Genomic DNA, 14,329 nt, shown 5'->3' on the forward strand with positions numbered 1-14,329 from the left:
GCGTCTCGGGTGTGTTGCGAGGCACAGTTCTCACATGGGAGTCCTGGTCGTCGCGATGCTCTTCGTCGGGTTGGCGCTGCTCGCCGCGGTGCCGCTGGTGGCGCTGCTGCACTGGTCCGATAGATGAGTTTCGGGTAACGCCCGTTAACCTCCTCGCGAGCACTTCGCTTCGAGGAGGATGTCGTCATGGAGATCTCGGGTACCGCAGCCGTCGTCACCGGCGGTGCGTCCGGTCTCGGCGGTGCGACCGCGGCCGCACTGGCCGCGCGTGGAGCGCAGGTGTTCGCGCTCGACCTGCCGAACGCCATCGCCAACGCCCCCGCCGTGGAGGGCGTCACCTACCTGGCCGCCGACGTCACGTCCGGTGAAGAGGTCCAGGCCGCGATCGACACGGCCGCCGGCTCCGGCGCCCCGCTGCGGATCGCGGTGAGCTGCGCGGGCATCGCCCCCGCCGTCCGCACCCTCGGCAAGACCGGCCCGCACGACCTCGACCTGTACGCGAAGGTCGTCCAGGTCAACCTGGTCGGCACGTTCAACGTGCTGCGCCTCGCGGCCGCCGCGATGGCCAAGACCGAGGAGCTCGAGCACGGCGCGCGCGGCGTGGTCATCAACACCGCGTCGATCGCCGCGTACGACGGCCAGATCGGCCAGATCGCCTACGCGTCGTCCAAGGGCGGCGTCGTCGGCATGACCCTCCCGGCCGCCCGCGACCTGTCGTCCGTCGGCGTCCGGGTGCTGACGATCGCGCCCGGCATCATGGACACCCCGATGCTCGCGACCGTGTCCGACGAGTTCCGCGCGAGCCTCGCCGCCGGCATCCCGTTCCCGAAGCGGCTCGGTGGCGCCGCCGAGTACGCGCAGCTGGCGCTGATGATCGTCGAGCACGACTACCTGAACGGCGAGGTCATCCGCATGGACGGCGCTCTCCGGATGGCGCCTCGCTAGAGGTCGCCCGCGAACGGCAACGTGGACATGGCGTCCGAGCCCATCCACTCTCGCAAGCGGTGGGTGGCCCGGACGTCGTCCTCATTGTAGATCAGCAGGCGCTCGCCCTGCTCCGGCAGCGGTTCCCTGCCGTCGAGCCCGACGGCGTCGCGGTACCAGCGCATGGAGTTCTCGCCGCCCGCCTCCGGGTCGCGCCAGGTGAACCCGGCGGCCGGTGCGATGGTCTTGAGCCCCTTGCCGTGCGCGCACAGGAACTGCTCGCGCACGATGCCGAACAGGTCGACCCACGCGTCCGAGTCGATGAACTCCTTGATCTGCGCCTTGGTCGGGATGCCCGGCATGCCGGCGAACCGCTCCGCTGACGCGATGAGCCAGCGGTTCTCGGCGAGCTCGTTGTAGCAGTACGCCTTGAAGCTGTAACCGCGTGCCTTGGCGCGCAGCCGGACGCCGGTGAGCCAGTTCCAGAACTCGGCGAAGCTGCGCGCCTCGTCCTGGCAGGGCAGCGGGTCCCAGGTGACGAACGCGCGGTAGCCCTGCGGTTCGTCGATGTCCTTTCCGGACAGCAGGCAGCCCCACATGTACGCGCCGAGGTCCGCGAAGCTCTCCATGTCGACGTCGACCTCGACGTCCGCGCGCGGCACGACCATCGACTCGTTGCGGCGGACGAGGGTCAGGTCGCGCAGCCACGCCTTCGCGAGCGTGACCGCGTCGCTGACCGGCATGCCGACCAGCGGCACGTGGTCGTTGTTCGGGTCGAGCTCGGCCAGGTCATCCACAGTGGACAGACCGGACTTGCGCAGCGCGGCCGCGTCCTCGCCGCGCACGACGAGGCTGACGTCGCGGGTGCGGCGGAGCTCCGCTTCGCAGATGGGCCACCACGGGCAGGACTTGCAGTCGACGATGCGCGACGGCTTGGCCATCGGGTCGCGCTGGTTGGCGGCTGCATTCGCGACGAGGAGCCGGTCGGAGAACCGGGCGTCGTACTCGCCGAGCGCCGTGCGGCCGCCCGGCCACGTCGGTGCCTCGAGGTCGTGCCACACGACGACGTCCGCGTCCATGCCGATGACGCCGCCGGTCGCGCGGCCGTTGACCGCGTAGCCCGCGGCCTGCAGCTGGCGTTGCGCGTGGGCGAGCCGGAGCTGGTCGCGCGGCTGCGGGCGGACCTTCCTGATCGGGTCGACGCGGCTGCTGTGCGGCAGCGGGACGTTCAGCGGTGAGGTCCGCGCGCCCTGGCCGGGGTCGGTGATCTTGTGCCGGACGACGAGCACCGGCACGTAGCCGGTGGAGTCCTTGACCAGCAGGTCGATGCCGCCGCGCCGGCCGCCGAGCGTGTCGCGCGGGAACACGGCACCCCAGATGTACGGGGCGCCCATCTCCATCGCGGCGAGCGTCACGCGTTCGCGGTCCGAGCTGCGCACATCCGGACCGGTGGGGATCTCCATGAGGTTCGATCCCACGATTCTGGCCAGCGCGTCGGCCACGTTGCGGCGGTGCTGCGCCGCATCGGCCTTGCGCTGTTCGCCTGCCGGATCGGGCGGCGCCTTGACGGCGTCCCTCATCTCCGGAGCGTTTTCGAGGTGCACCCGCCGCCGACAACGAGTGACCACGCCGGCGTCGAGCTGCACCTGGGAAGTCACGGATGCAGGGTATGTCGCGAGTCGACCGCACGTGGCGGCAACCTGGCCAGTAAGTTTCTTTCGACGAGGAGGTGCACTCGAATGGCGCGCAAAGAGGGCCCGCGGTTGAACCCGAAGTCGGCCAAGAACCTGGTCGGTGTGGCCAAGGTGGTGGCGCCTGCGCTCATCCCGGTGCTGGCACCCGTTCTCGCTCGCGGGGCATCTGTCCTGAGTGACCGGTACGACCGATATCGGGCCCGGCAGCTCGGGGTCGACGTCGCTGATCTCGGCAAGTTCACCGGGCGCGGTGCGCGGCTGCACGCGCGGATCGTGGGGTTCGGCGAGGCGCTGGACCAGCTGCGCGCCAAGGAAGGCGCGTACGTCGAGCAGACCGAGGCACGGCTGGCGAAGCTCGCCGCCGCGGTGAAGGCGGCCGAGCGGATGCCGACGGCCCGGCGCAAAGCCGTGCACCGGGCCGTCTCCACGGACTTGGACGTGCTCGAGGCGGACCTGCTCCGCCGCCTCGGTCTCACCTCCTAGAGGACCTGCCGGCCACCTCGGCGACCGCGCGGATCGCGGCGTCCTCCACGATCTCGCCGGGGTCGAGGTGGGCGGTGACCTCCTCCATCACCTCGGCGACGCGTTCCTCGCGCCGGATCATCGGGTCGGACCGCAGGTCGCGCGCGAGCGAGACGCACAACGCGACCATGACGACCAGGAACGGCAGCGCCGCGATGACCGTGAGGTTCTGCAGACCTGTCAGCGCGTTCGACCCGCCGACCAGCAGCATCACCGCCGCGACGGCGCCGGTCAGCACGCCCCAGAAGATCACCACGGGACGTTTCGGCTGGATCGAGCCGGACTGCGACAGCGTGCCCATCACGATCGACGCCGCGTCCGCGCCGGACACGAAGAAGATCGCCACGAGCAGCATCACCACGATCCCGGTGACGGTCGCGAGCGGGAACTGGTCCAGCAGACCGAAGAGCTGCGACTCGGGCGACGACTGACCGGCGAGGTCCACACCGGACCGCTGCTCGAAGATGGCCGTGCCGCCCAGAATCCCGAACCACAGCAGCGATACCGCGGACGGCACCAGGATCACGCCCGCGACGAACTGCCGGATCGTGCGGCCGCGGCTGATCCGCGCGATGAACATGCCGACGAACGGCGTCCACGAGATCCACCACGCCCAGTAGAAGACCGTCCAGCCGGACAGCCACGTCTCGGTGGCGTCACCACCGGCGGCCGCGGTGCGTCCGGCCATCTGGGCCAGGTCGCTGAAGTACGAGCCGACCGCGTTGGGCAGCACGTTGAGGATGAACACGGTCGGGCCGACGACGAACAGGAACGCGGCGAGCACGACGGCCAGCACCATGTTGATGTTCGACAGCCACTGGATGCCCTTGGCGACGCCGGACACGGCCGACGCGACGAACGCCACGGTCAGCACCGCGATCACGGCGACCAGCGCGCCCTTGCCGACCTGGCTCGTCCAGCCCGCGGCTTCGAGGCCGGAACCGATCTGCAGCGCGCCGAGCCCGAGTGAGGCGGCCGAGCCGAACAGCGTGGCGAAGATCGCCAGCACGTCGATCACCCGACCCCAGGCGCCGTCGGCCCGCTTGCCGAGCAACGGCGTGAAAGCGGCGCTGATCAGGGACTTCCGGCCGCGCCGGAAGCTGCCGTACGCGATGGCGATGCCGACGACGGCGTAGATCGCCCACGGGTGCAGCGTCCAGTGGAACAGCGTCGTCGCCATCGCGGTCTGCAGCTCGTCGCCGGACGTGCCCGGCGGCGGTGAGGTGAAGTGCGCGAGCGGTTCGCTGACGCCGTAGAACATCAGCCCGATCCCCATGCCGGCGCTGAACATCATCGCGACCCAGGACACGGTCTTGAACTCGGGTTTTTCGTCATCCCTGCCGAGTGGCACCTTGCCGTAGCGGCTGAACGCGAGCCACAGCGCGAACACCACGAATCCAGATGCTGAGAGCACGAAGGCCCAGCCCAGGTGAGCGATCACCCACCCGAGAGCAGTCTTGGATACCGAAGCCAGAGAGTCGGTTCCGACAACGCCCCAGGTCACGAACACGAGCGTGATCCCTGCGGCGACGCCGAACACCGTCCAGTCGGTGCGGCCCGGTTTGTCGCATTGGTTGGTCACGCGCGAGCGTTTACCCGCCCGTAGCCAAGTGCAAACTCCGCCAATTACCCTCACCGGCGTGAACAAACGGCCGACGCACACCCGCGCGCTGCGCGGTGCTGTCCTGGCCGTGACATCCGGAGCGCTCACCATCGCCGCGCACGGCGCGGGCGGCGGCAGCCTGTCGGAGTTCATCGAAGTGGTCCCGCTGGTGGTGCTGATCGCGGGTGCGGCGGCGTCACTGGCCGACCGCAGGAGCGGAAAGCTCTCCGTGATCGCGGCGCTCGGCGTCTCCCAGTTCGCGCAGCACCTGCTGCTGACCTGGGTCGACCACGTCCACACGTCGACGCTCACCGCGCAGATGGTGGCCGCGCACGTGGTCGCCGCGATCCTCACCGGCATCCTGCTCTTCCACGCGGAGAACGCCGTGTTCTCCCTGGTGGCGGCCGTGACACGGTTGGTCCCCCGCCCGTTCACGCCGATGCCCGCCACCGCGCCCCTGCTCGTGCCCGTCGCGGCACCCGTGGCGTTGCCCCCGGTGCTGCGCACGAAGGCGCACGGCACCCGTGGTCCCCCTGTGTCCTGATCGCCTCGACATCCCCGCAACCCCGAAGGCAATCAGGAGACACAACTTCATGTCGACAAATCGATTTGGCGTGCGCACGCTCGCCGTCTTCGCCGCTGCCGGAATCGCCGTGCTCACCCTGCCCGGCACCGCATCGGCGCACGTCACGGCCCAGCCGGCCGAGTTCACCAAGGGCGGGTACGGCGCGTTCGCGTTCCGCGTCCCGAACGAGCGCCCGAACGCGGGCACGGTGAAGATCGAGGTGACGCTGCCCGCGGATCACCCGCTGGCGTCCGTGCGCACCAAGCCGCTGCCCGGCTGGAAGGCCGAGGTCGTCAAGGGCCCGCTCGACAAGCCGATCATGAACCACGGCACCGAGATCAAGGAGGCCGCCAAGTCGGTCACCTGGACCGCGGAGCCCGGCACGAAGATCGGGACCACCGAGTACCAGGAGTTCTTCATCTCGGTCGGCCCGCTGCCGGACAACACGGACAAGCTGATCTTGGCGACCAAGCAGACGTACGAGAACGGCGAGGTCGTCGACTGGGCCGCCCCGCCTGCCGCTGAAGGTGCCGACGAGCCCGAGCGTCCAGCGCCGGTGCTGAAGCTGAAGGACAAGCCCGCTGGTGCGGACGCCCACGGCACCGCTTCGGCGTCGTCGGACCACGCCACCACCGCCGAGGCCAAGACCGCTGACTCCACCGCCCGTTACCTGGGCGGCGCCGGTCTCGCGGTCGGCGCGCTCGGTCTCGGCTTCGGGGCCGGTGCGGTGCTGCGTTCCAGGAAGAAGTCCGCGTGAAGCGCCTGATCGTGGCGTTGTTCGTGGGTGCGGCCATGCTCGGCATGGCCGCCCCTGCGGCGGCCCACAACGTGCTGGTCAGCAGTGACCCGAAGGAGAAGTCCTCGCTCGACGCCGGGCCGACGACCGTCACGCTGACGTTCGACCAGCCCGTGCAGGGCGGCGAGGGCATCAACACCGTCAGCGTCACCGACGGCAGCGGCGGCCACTACGAGGTCGCCGGCGCGCCGACGGTGAGCAGCAACGTGGTGACCGCGCAGGTCAACGCGCTGGGCGCGGCCGGTGAGTACACCGTCGGCTACCGGATCCTGTCGGCTGACGGGCACCCGGTGAGCGGCTCGCTGACGTTCACGCTGACCAAGGCGGGCACCGGTACCGCGACCAAGGCTCCCGAGAACCAGTCGGCGGCGCCGCTCACGCCCGCGGACGAGGGCGGGATGCCGATCTGGCCGTGGATCGCCGGTGCGGTCGTGCTGCTCGGCGGTGGCGTGTGGTTCGCGCTGCGCGGCGGGGGCGCTCAGAAATGAGCCGCTCCGCGGAAATGGGCTGCTCCGCGACGGCACGCGCCGTACGGTCGGCAGCATCATGATCTTCAGGCCCACGGGGGCGCCCCCCGGTTCCAGCGTATCGGCGAGGACCGACGTTTTCGGGCGCCCTGCGGCGGGTCTGTGGACAACTGCGGCCCTGTGGACAACTGCGGGCCGGGATCGCGAAGGCCGGGCAATTGCGTCTCAAGCGCGAGCGCACAAAGGCCTGGCCGTCGCGCCCCTGGCTCGAGTGTGCGGACGCCTACGAGTGAACAAACCCCAGGTCGCGGGGGCGCCCCCCGGTTCCAGCGTATCGCTGAGCACCGACAGTTCTGGGGCATCCGCTGCGGGCTTGTGGACAACTGCGGGCCTGTGGACAGTTGGTCTGCGGACAGTCACTGGTCTGCGAACGAGTGCTGATCACGATCGCGGAGGCCTGCAGAGATGACCCAGATCCGGGCCGCCACGCCCGTCAGGTTCACCGTGCTCGCCGGTCTGCTGCTGGGAGCGGCAGCCGGCGTGCTCGCGGGCCTGATCGTCGCCCAGCCCGCCCCGGTGGCGGGTGTGGCCGAGCCGGATGCGGCGGTCCGGTACGGGATTCCCGCGGTCAGGGTGCTGCTGGACATCGCGGCGACGGCCGTGGTCGGCCTGTCGCTCCTGCCGAAGTTGCTGGGCTTCGACCGGCCGACGCACACCGAGCCGGTCATGCGCATCGCACGGCCTGCCGCCGTGGTCGCGGCCGCGGTGTGGGTGCTCGCGGCGCTGATGGCGATCGTCCTGCAGGCGGCGGAGATCCGGCCGGGCGCGCCGGTGACGGTCGAGTCGGTGTGGAACTACGTCCTCACCGTCGGCGCGGGCAAGGGGCTGCTGTTCAGCGCCGGGTGCGCGCTGGTCTACGTGCTCATCGGGATCATGGCGGTGCGCAGCGGCGAGTCCGTACCCGCTGAGCTGCGGATTCTGGTCTCGATGTTCGGACTGCTGCCGATCCCGGTCACCGGGCACGCGTCGAACTGGAAGTACCACGACTACTCGATGGTCTCCATGGAGCTGCACGTGCTGGGCGCTGCGGCGTGGACCGGCGGGCTGGCGGCGATCATCACGCTGGTCGCGTTCCGCAAGGGACTGCTGGCGGCGGCGCTGCCGAGGTTCTCGAAGGTCGCCACGATCAGCCTGATCGTCGTCACCGCGACCGGCCTGTTCAACGGGTTGCTGGAGCTGGGCCTCAGCCCGGTGCACGAGCTGCCCGGCTCGCTCTTCACGACGGGCTACGGGCTGGTGTTCGTCGGGAAGGCGCTGTGCGCGGGCGCGATCGCGCTGCTGGGCGCGAACGTGCGGTGGCGGTTGCTGCCGCAGATCGAGAAGCACCAGACGACGGCGGTCGTGACCTGGGCTTCCGTCGAGGTGGCGATCATGGGTGTGGCGTTCGGGCTCGCGGTGGTGCTGTCCCGCGCGCCGGTCAGTTGATGTTCAACGTGAAACATCCGCACACTCGGCGAGTGGATCGATCGGCGCGACGAGCTGCGCCCAACGAGCTAGTCGGCGATCAGTCGCGCTGAAGATTCGTCCCGCATCCTGGCGAGGCGGTTCATCGCCCGCTGGCCGCGGCGGTCCAGCTCGCGGCTGTCGATCCAGCCGTTCGCGTAGTACCGGTAGTCCTGCGCCAGTGCGACGAGCTCGGCGAGGTAGTCGGCCGAGCGGCGGCGCCGTTCCTCGTCGAACGCCGCGAGCAGCGGGAGCTGCGTGTCCACGACCTCGTCGAGCAGCTGCGCGGAGCGCAAAGCCCGGCGGGACCGCCACCTCCGTGTCAAGATCACGCGCCGCACCTCGCTGTTCGCCCCGAAACACCCGGCACCCTAGGCGCGGATGTCCGCGCCCGTCGATGGTCCATTCGTGTTCGAAGCGTCCAGCGTTACCGGTTCGTGTCCCGCACCATCCGATCGGGCTGCTATCAGGCGGCCGAGTCGGCTCCGGTGAAGCGGGCGAGACGGTCTGCCAGCTCGCGTGCGTCTGGGTTGTTGCGCCGCTTCTCGGCCTCGTGCAGCAGCGGCTTCATGCGGTCCTTGGTGCGGATCGACTTGAGGCCCTCGGACATCTCGACCGCCTGGCGGCCGACCTTCGCTCCGTGGTCGATGTCACCCTCCAGCAGGTGGTTGATGGACAGCGAGGTGAGGTTGAACGTGCGGTTGCGGCTCATGTCCTCGCCGAACCCGTTGATCGCCTTGGTCAGCGCGGGGATGGCGGTGCGGGTGTACTTCTTCGCGTCGACCGTCTGCGCCAGCTCGGTGTGCACCGTGCCGACCATCGACGACAGGTCGATCTCGTTGAAGAACTTCGCCCACGCCGGGGCCTCGGTGATGTTGGCGCGGGAGAACTCGTCCCGCGCGCGGCCGAGCAGCTTGAGCGCCTGCTCGTCGGAGCCCATCTTCGCGTAGGCCCAGGCCTCGTTGGCGCAGAGGATGCCGACGGCGAGCTCGGAACCCGAGTTCTGCGCGGCGAGCTGACCCAGCTGGAACACCTTGAGCGCGTCGTCCGGCGCGTTCTGGTGCAAGTACACGCGGCCCATCCGGTACAGGATGTTCGCGACGAGAGCTTCGTTCTTGCCCTGCTTGGCGAGGTCGAGCGCCTGGCCGAAGTGGTTGCGGGCCGAGTCCATCAGTCCGGTGTCGAACGAGGTCCATCCGGCCAGGTTGTGCAGGTCAGCCAGCGCGACGAAGAGCCGGTCCTTGACCAGGTCGGTCGAGTTCGCGCCGAGCATCTGCTGTCCCCAGGACAGCTGTGCGACGACGGCGTCGCGGCACGAGCCGCCGCCGTACTGGTAGTCCAGAGCACGCAGGGCGCGGGTAGCCGCCTCCACCTGCCGCACATCGGTCATGCCGATACGTCCTGGAGCCGGAGTCTGTGTGGGGTGAGAAACCCACGACCCGGAGTCCGTACCGAGCACGGCCGCGCCGACTGTCACGGCGGCGGCGTGCGCGAGGAACTTCCGACGCTTCACCGACTCGTCCTCCTCAGGATGGGGTGTGTCCGCGGTTGCGGCCACCCTCACTGCCGTTGTCTCGTCGTAGGCGAGACCCATGTATCCACGTGGGACACCCAAGCCGCAGGCGATCCTCGTCAGGACGTCGTAGGCCATGACCTGACGACCCTTGAGGATCTCTGAGACCTCAGACTGCGATTGCCCGGTGAGCGCCGCGATCTGGCGCTGGGACACGCCGTGCCGTCGGAGCAGCCGGTAGACCGAGCTGATCTCTCGCCGAGCCAACGCGTCCCGCATCTCCTGCTGATCCCACACTTCGGCGGGGATAGGAGAGCCCTGGGAACCCATGGTGTTCATCGCGCACCCTCACAGTCCGTTGGGCGTCAACGGCAGACTAGGGGCATTTCCCCGAGCCCGAGAAGTCTCTTCGGCGGAGCTGATCGGCCCTGCCGAACACTGCTTACCGCTCACCGTAAGACTCCCACCGGTCAGCGCTGTGACGTCCACATCCGGCATGAATCATCGCAATCTAGATTCCGGTAAGCGAGTGAGCACGGAGAGGAACGACCGAACGTGGACCTGAGTTCCTCCTCGTACTCCACCTCCATTGTGGAGTCGGGTGACACCGACACCACATGGCGCGGCACGACCGGGCAACGACGTTCGTGGCAGATCAGCTGCGGCGACGTGGTCGATCGGGACCGCTGCCTCACCGTCACGGTGGACCGGGGACGAGTTGTCCTGGTCGGTCCTCCCGGCGAGACGGCAGTGCTCTCGTACGACCAGCTCGTACAGCTCAGGGCTGCGCTACGCGAAGCCGCCGACCAGGCGGAAAGGTGACGGTGACGTTTCGGATGGACGAGATCCTCGGACAAGTTCTTCGCAACGCGGTGTGGGAGCGGCTGGACCTGCTCACGGAGCTGGCCAACCGCGCTGACGCCCCGTCCCTCCTGTCGGTGGCTCGATCCGAGCTCCCTCGGCTGACCGAGGGATGGCGTGCTCTGCTGGCAGCGCACGAGCCGGACGAGAAGGGCAACTGCCCTGAATGTTCCGGCCGTTGGCGCCAGCAGAAGTCACCTTGCTCGGTGTGGCGCGCCGCGTACGAACACCTGGTTGCGGGCGGGCTCGCCCCGCGCCCGGCTCGCCACCTGCGCGCAGCTCCGGTGACCCCTCCTGTCACCAGGAGCCGCCGCGCGGTGGCTCGAGCCCACTAGCGGGCTGTTTGCGCGATGACCTGGCGTTCCCCCGACACGACCAGGTAAGAGCAAACCGCCTGATGGCCGGCGGTCCGGGACGGGCGAACCCCCGACCGCGACGTCACGGACCGCCGGCCTCAACTACAACTCCACAGATTTCCGCGGACCGGTGTCGTGCACCTTCCCTCCCCGACCGGCGCTGGTCCGCGGTCACCAACATCGGCCTCCTTGTCTGCACCTCCCGCGCAGGCAAGGGGGCCGTTTCCACGTCAGCGGTGCGTACCCGTCTTCCACGTCAGATAGGACGTGAGACCGGGGAAGATGCGGCCGCTCAGCTCGAACGCCTTGAGCTGCCACGGCAGGTGGATCTCGGCCTTCTCCTTCTCGACCGCCGCCACCATCGCGTCGGCGACGCGGTCCGGGGTCACCGTCGGGATCAGCTTCGCGATCCGCGGGATCCGCTCTTCGGCACCGGGGTTGTTCTCGAAGTACTGGCTGGACACCTTGCCCGGCACGACCTCGCTGATCCCCACGCCCGTTCCCCGCAGGTCGAGCCGCAGTGACGCGGTCAGTCCGCGCAACGCCCAGCGGGCCGATGCGTACCCGGTCGCACCGGGGATGGGCAGCCGCGACACCGGTGAGTTGACGTTGACGATCCAGCCGGAACCGCGCTCGCGCATGTCACCGAGGAACGCCCTGGTCAGCAACAAGGCCGCCTGGTACGGCACGGCGGTCATCTGCTGGAGCTCGTCGGGCGACGTGTCGTCGAGGAACAGCCAGCGCCCGATTCCCGCGTTGTTGACCAGCACATCGGGCGCTTCGACGCTCTCGCCGAGTGAACGGATCTCGTCGGCGTTCGCGAGATCCGCGGTGATCGCCTCGGCACTTCCGCCGAACTCGGTGATCCGTTCGACCTGTCGCTTCAGCCCTTCGGCGCTGCGGGCCACAAGGAGGACGTGGGCGCCACGTTCGGCGTAGCGCGAAGCTGCGGCCGCGCCGATCCCCTGCGAAGCCCCCGTGACGAGGACCCGCTTACCTGCCAACCGCATCTAGACCACCGATCTCACTCGCGAAATCAACACCGCCGCCACCAAGGTGGCGCATGCGGAGACCGTGAACAAACCGCGGTAGCCGCCGAGGTTCGCCAAGATCAACGTCGTCAGCACAGGGGCGATCACCTGCGGAAGCGCGTTCGCGACGTTCAGCACGCCGAGGTCCTTGGCCCGGTCCTCGGCCGCGGGTAGCACCTGGGTCAGGATCGCGATCGCCACCGCCCAGTACGTGCCGAAGCCGACGCCGAGCAGCGGTGCGGCGATGAGCGCGGCCGTCCAGGTCGGCCAGATGGCGAGCAGCAGCGCTGCGACGGCCATCACACCAGCGGCGAGGTGCACGTACGGCTTGCGGCGCCCGGTTTTGTCCGATCGTGCGCCGAACAGCACCGCTCCTGCGGCGAGTGCCACCCCGTAGAACAACATCAGCAGCAGCAGACCGTCCTCAGGACTCTCGTGGTGCACGTAGTCGCTGAGGAAGTAGAGGAGGTACAGCGTCCCGAACGCGTTGCCCATGTTGATCATGAGGTGGGCGCCCCACGCCCACACGAAGTCCGCGTTCTCCTTCGGCGAGATCCAGAACGTCGGCTTCACCGGACGAACGGCGATCTGCGTGTCCGGGGTGCGGAGCACGAACAAGAGCGCACCGGTGACGACGATCAGCGCGCACGCGACGTAGCCCGAAAAGATCCCGCTCACCAGCAACGTCACCACGACCGCGCCGAGCACGGTGCCGAGCATCTGGCTGATGCCGATCAGGCCGCCGACCTGGGCTCGTTGCGGAACGGGCACCCGGTCCGGCACCGCGGAGGTCAGCGCGGCGAGCATGCCGCCGATGCCCGCCTGCACGAGGCACCAGCCGATGGTCATCACGGTGATGTTCCCTGCGGTGGCCAGCACGCCGAGCCCGGCCGCGCCGATCAGCGCACCGCCGAGCGTCCACGGGTGGCGACGGCCGAAGCGGGACGTGGTGCGGTCGGAGAGGAAACCGATCAGGGGAACGACGAACATCGACACGGCCGCGCCGACGCCCGTGACCAGGCCGAAGACCAACTCCTTGTTGGCCCGGTCGAACAGTTCGGCCTGTTGCGGCAGCAGCACCTGGATCGGCGCGTAGATCGCGAGCCAGAGACCGAGGTTCGCGAAGAACAGCCACGCCATCCACCCGCGGCGGACCGGGACGACCGGTTCGGCGAACCCCTCGCCTCTCGTCTGCGTCTCACTCACCGCTGATCACCCTGCGGTACCAGTGGAACGAGTCGCGCGGTGTGCGGCGCTGCGTCTCGTAGTCGACGTGGACGAGGCCGAAGCGCTGCGAGTACCCCGAGTCCCATTCGAAGTTGTCGATGAGCGACCAGACGAAGAAGCCCTGCACGTCCGACTCGAGCGCGGCCTTGATGTGGCCGTCGAGGTACTCGATGCGCGCGCTGTCCTCGACGACGTGCGGGAAGCTGCAGCCGCTCTCGGTGATGTAGACGGGCGGCAGGTCCGGATACCGCTCGCGCAGCTCGCTGATCATCTGACGCAGGCCGTCGGGGACGATCGGCCAGCCGAAGCCCGTCCTCGGGTAGTCGTCGATGTCGACCAGCTCGAACGGCAGCGGGTTGCCGTCGGACGGCGACGTGAGCTGCGTCGGGTTGTAGTAGTTGACGCCGTAGAAGTCCAAGGGCTGCTTGATGTTCTCGAGGTCGCCGTCGACGATCGGCATCAGTTCGGCGAGCTCGTCCGGGTACCTGCCCGCGAGCATCGGGTCCGCGTACAGCCAGTTGTGGATGGCGCTGTACGCACCGGCCGCCTCGGCGTCTTCGGGGTTCAGCGTCCACGCGGGCGTGTGGTTGTTGGCCGTGCCGACCTGGTTCGCGCCGGCCGCGCGCAGCGCCTGCACGGACATGCCGTGCGCGAGGTTGAGGTGGTGCGCGGTGGGCAGCGCGTCGAACAGCAGCTGCTTGCCCGGCGCGTGCTGGCCGGTGGCGTAGCCGAGCAGCGTCACCATCGCCGGCTCGTTGATCGGGATCCACAGCTTGACCCGGTCGGCCAGCCGGTCGGCCACGATCGCCGTGTACTCGGCGAACCGCTCGACGATGTCCCTGTTCAGCCAGCCGCCCTCGTCCTCGAGCGGTTGCGGCGTGTCCCAGTGGTAGAGCGTGACGACCGGTGCGATGTCGACGTCGACGAGCGCGTCGACGAGCCGGTCGTAGAAGTCGAGTCCCTCGGTGTTGACCGGTCCCTTGCCCGTGGGCTGGACCCGAGTCCAAGAGACAGAGAATCGGTAGGCGTTGACCCCGAGCTGGGTCATCAGCGCCACGTCCTCGCGCCACCGGTGGTAGTGGTCGCAGGCCACCTCGGCGGTCTGCCCGGCGTGCACGTTGCGGAAGTTGTCCCAGACAGACGGCCCGCGGCCGTCTTCGCCTAATGCGCCTTCGATCTGGAACGCGGAGGTGGACACTCCCCAGAGGAAGTCGGTCATGAGGCGCCTCTTTCTCACGGCCTGAAACATGAATCGCATTCGGATCGT

The 14,329-nt window shown here is 69.0% G+C and carries 15 protein-coding genes; 8 read left to right on the forward strand and 7 right to left on the reverse strand.

Annotation, left to right across the window (positions count from 1 at the left end; translation table 11 throughout):
• The first annotated feature begins 186 nt into the window (after positions 1-186).
• On the forward strand, positions 187-945 hold the full coding sequence (locus tag FKR81_RS06655) for an SDR family NAD(P)-dependent oxidoreductase (RefSeq protein ID WP_146350058.1): 759 nt from the start codon (positions 187-189) through the stop codon (positions 943-945).
• Here FKR81_RS06655 and FKR81_RS06660 read toward each other — a convergent pair.
• Positions 942-2,582, reverse strand: coding sequence for a TM0106 family RecB-like putative nuclease (locus FKR81_RS06660; protein ID WP_146350059.1), 1,641 nt, complete (start codon positions 2,580-2,582; stop codon positions 942-944). The genes FKR81_RS06655 and FKR81_RS06660 overlap by 4 nt on opposite strands.
• 81 nt (positions 2,583-2,663) lie before the next feature.
• Between FKR81_RS06660 and FKR81_RS06665 the strand changes: the two genes are divergently transcribed.
• Positions 2,664-3,101, forward strand: coding sequence for a DUF6474 family protein (locus FKR81_RS06665; protein ID WP_146350060.1), 438 nt, complete (start codon positions 2,664-2,666; stop codon positions 3,099-3,101).
• Here the strand turns inward: FKR81_RS06665 and FKR81_RS06670 are convergent.
• Positions 3,091-4,722, reverse strand: a complete 1,632-nt coding sequence (locus FKR81_RS06670) for a BCCT family transporter (RefSeq protein ID WP_235921351.1) — start codon at positions 4,720-4,722, stop codon at positions 3,091-3,093. The two genes, FKR81_RS06665 and FKR81_RS06670, sit on opposite strands and share 11 nt — an antisense overlap.
• A 58-nt stretch (positions 4,723-4,780) precedes the next feature.
• Between FKR81_RS06670 and FKR81_RS06675 the strand changes: the two genes are divergently transcribed.
• From FKR81_RS06675 to FKR81_RS06690, 4 genes are all read left to right on the forward strand, one after another.
• The gene (locus tag FKR81_RS06675) at positions 4,781-5,287 is read left to right on the forward strand and encodes a hypothetical protein (protein WP_186762850.1); all 507 of its coding nucleotides are present in this window, start codon (positions 4,781-4,783) and stop codon (positions 5,285-5,287) included.
• Positions 5,288-5,357: 70 nt separating this feature from the next.
• Positions 5,358-6,065, forward strand: a complete 708-nt coding sequence (locus FKR81_RS06680) for a YcnI family protein (RefSeq protein WP_328593128.1) — start codon at positions 5,358-5,360, stop codon at positions 6,063-6,065.
• Positions 6,062-6,592 (forward strand): copper resistance CopC family protein, encoded by a 531-nt coding sequence (locus FKR81_RS06685; RefSeq protein WP_235921352.1) that lies wholly within the window; start codon positions 6,062-6,064, stop codon positions 6,590-6,592. Before FKR81_RS06680 ends, FKR81_RS06685 begins: the two co-directional genes overlap by 4 nt.
• 444 nt (positions 6,593-7,036) lie before the next feature.
• Entirely contained in the window at positions 7,037-8,056 is a 1,020-nt protein-coding gene (locus FKR81_RS06690; protein ID WP_146350064.1) for a copper resistance D family protein, read from the forward strand.
• A gap of 68 nt (positions 8,057-8,124) precedes the next feature.
• Here the strand turns inward: FKR81_RS06690 and FKR81_RS06695 are convergent, their stop codons facing one another.
• A complete protein-coding gene (locus FKR81_RS06695; RefSeq protein WP_146350065.1) occupies positions 8,125-8,406 on the reverse strand; it encodes a hypothetical protein in 282 nt (93 codons plus the stop codon).
• Between the two features lie 134 nt (positions 8,407-8,540).
• Positions 8,541-9,926, reverse strand: a complete 1,386-nt coding sequence (locus tag FKR81_RS06700) for a helix-turn-helix transcriptional regulator (RefSeq protein ID WP_146350066.1) — start codon at positions 9,924-9,926, stop codon at positions 8,541-8,543.
• A gap of 216 nt (positions 9,927-10,142) precedes the next feature.
• Between FKR81_RS06700 and FKR81_RS06705 the strand changes: the two genes are divergently transcribed.
• The gene (locus FKR81_RS06705; RefSeq protein WP_328593129.1) at positions 10,143-10,409 is read left to right on the forward strand and encodes a hypothetical protein; all 267 of its coding nucleotides are present in this window, start codon (positions 10,143-10,145) and stop codon (positions 10,407-10,409) included.
• Positions 10,410-10,423: 14 nt separating this feature from the next.
• Entirely contained in the window at positions 10,424-10,783 is a 360-nt protein-coding gene (locus tag FKR81_RS06710) for a hypothetical protein (RefSeq protein WP_146350382.1), read from the forward strand.
• 251 nt (positions 10,784-11,034) lie between these two features.
• On the opposite strand, the gene FKR81_RS06715 is transcribed toward FKR81_RS06710, so the two are convergent.
• From FKR81_RS06715 to FKR81_RS06725, 3 genes are read right to left on the reverse strand one after another with little or no spacing between them, the layout of a single operon-like run.
• The gene (locus FKR81_RS06715; RefSeq protein ID WP_146350067.1) at positions 11,035-11,814 is read right to left on the reverse strand and encodes an SDR family NAD(P)-dependent oxidoreductase; all 780 of its coding nucleotides are present in this window, start codon (positions 11,812-11,814) and stop codon (positions 11,035-11,037) included.
• Positions 11,815-13,041: an MFS transporter gene (locus tag FKR81_RS06720; protein ID WP_407936505.1), complete on the reverse strand. Its 1,227-nt coding sequence runs from the start codon at positions 13,039-13,041 to the stop codon at positions 11,815-11,817.
• Positions 13,034-14,281: a GH1 family beta-glucosidase gene (locus tag FKR81_RS06725; protein WP_146350068.1), complete on the reverse strand. Its 1,248-nt coding sequence runs from the start codon at positions 14,279-14,281 to the stop codon at positions 13,034-13,036. Before FKR81_RS06725 ends, FKR81_RS06720 begins: the two co-directional genes overlap by 8 nt.
• Positions 14,282-14,329 lie beyond the last annotated feature (48 nt).

Source organism: Lentzea tibetensis (genome assembly GCF_007845675.1).
Classification (GTDB): domain Bacteria; phylum Actinomycetota; class Actinomycetes; order Mycobacteriales; family Pseudonocardiaceae; genus Lentzea; species Lentzea tibetensis.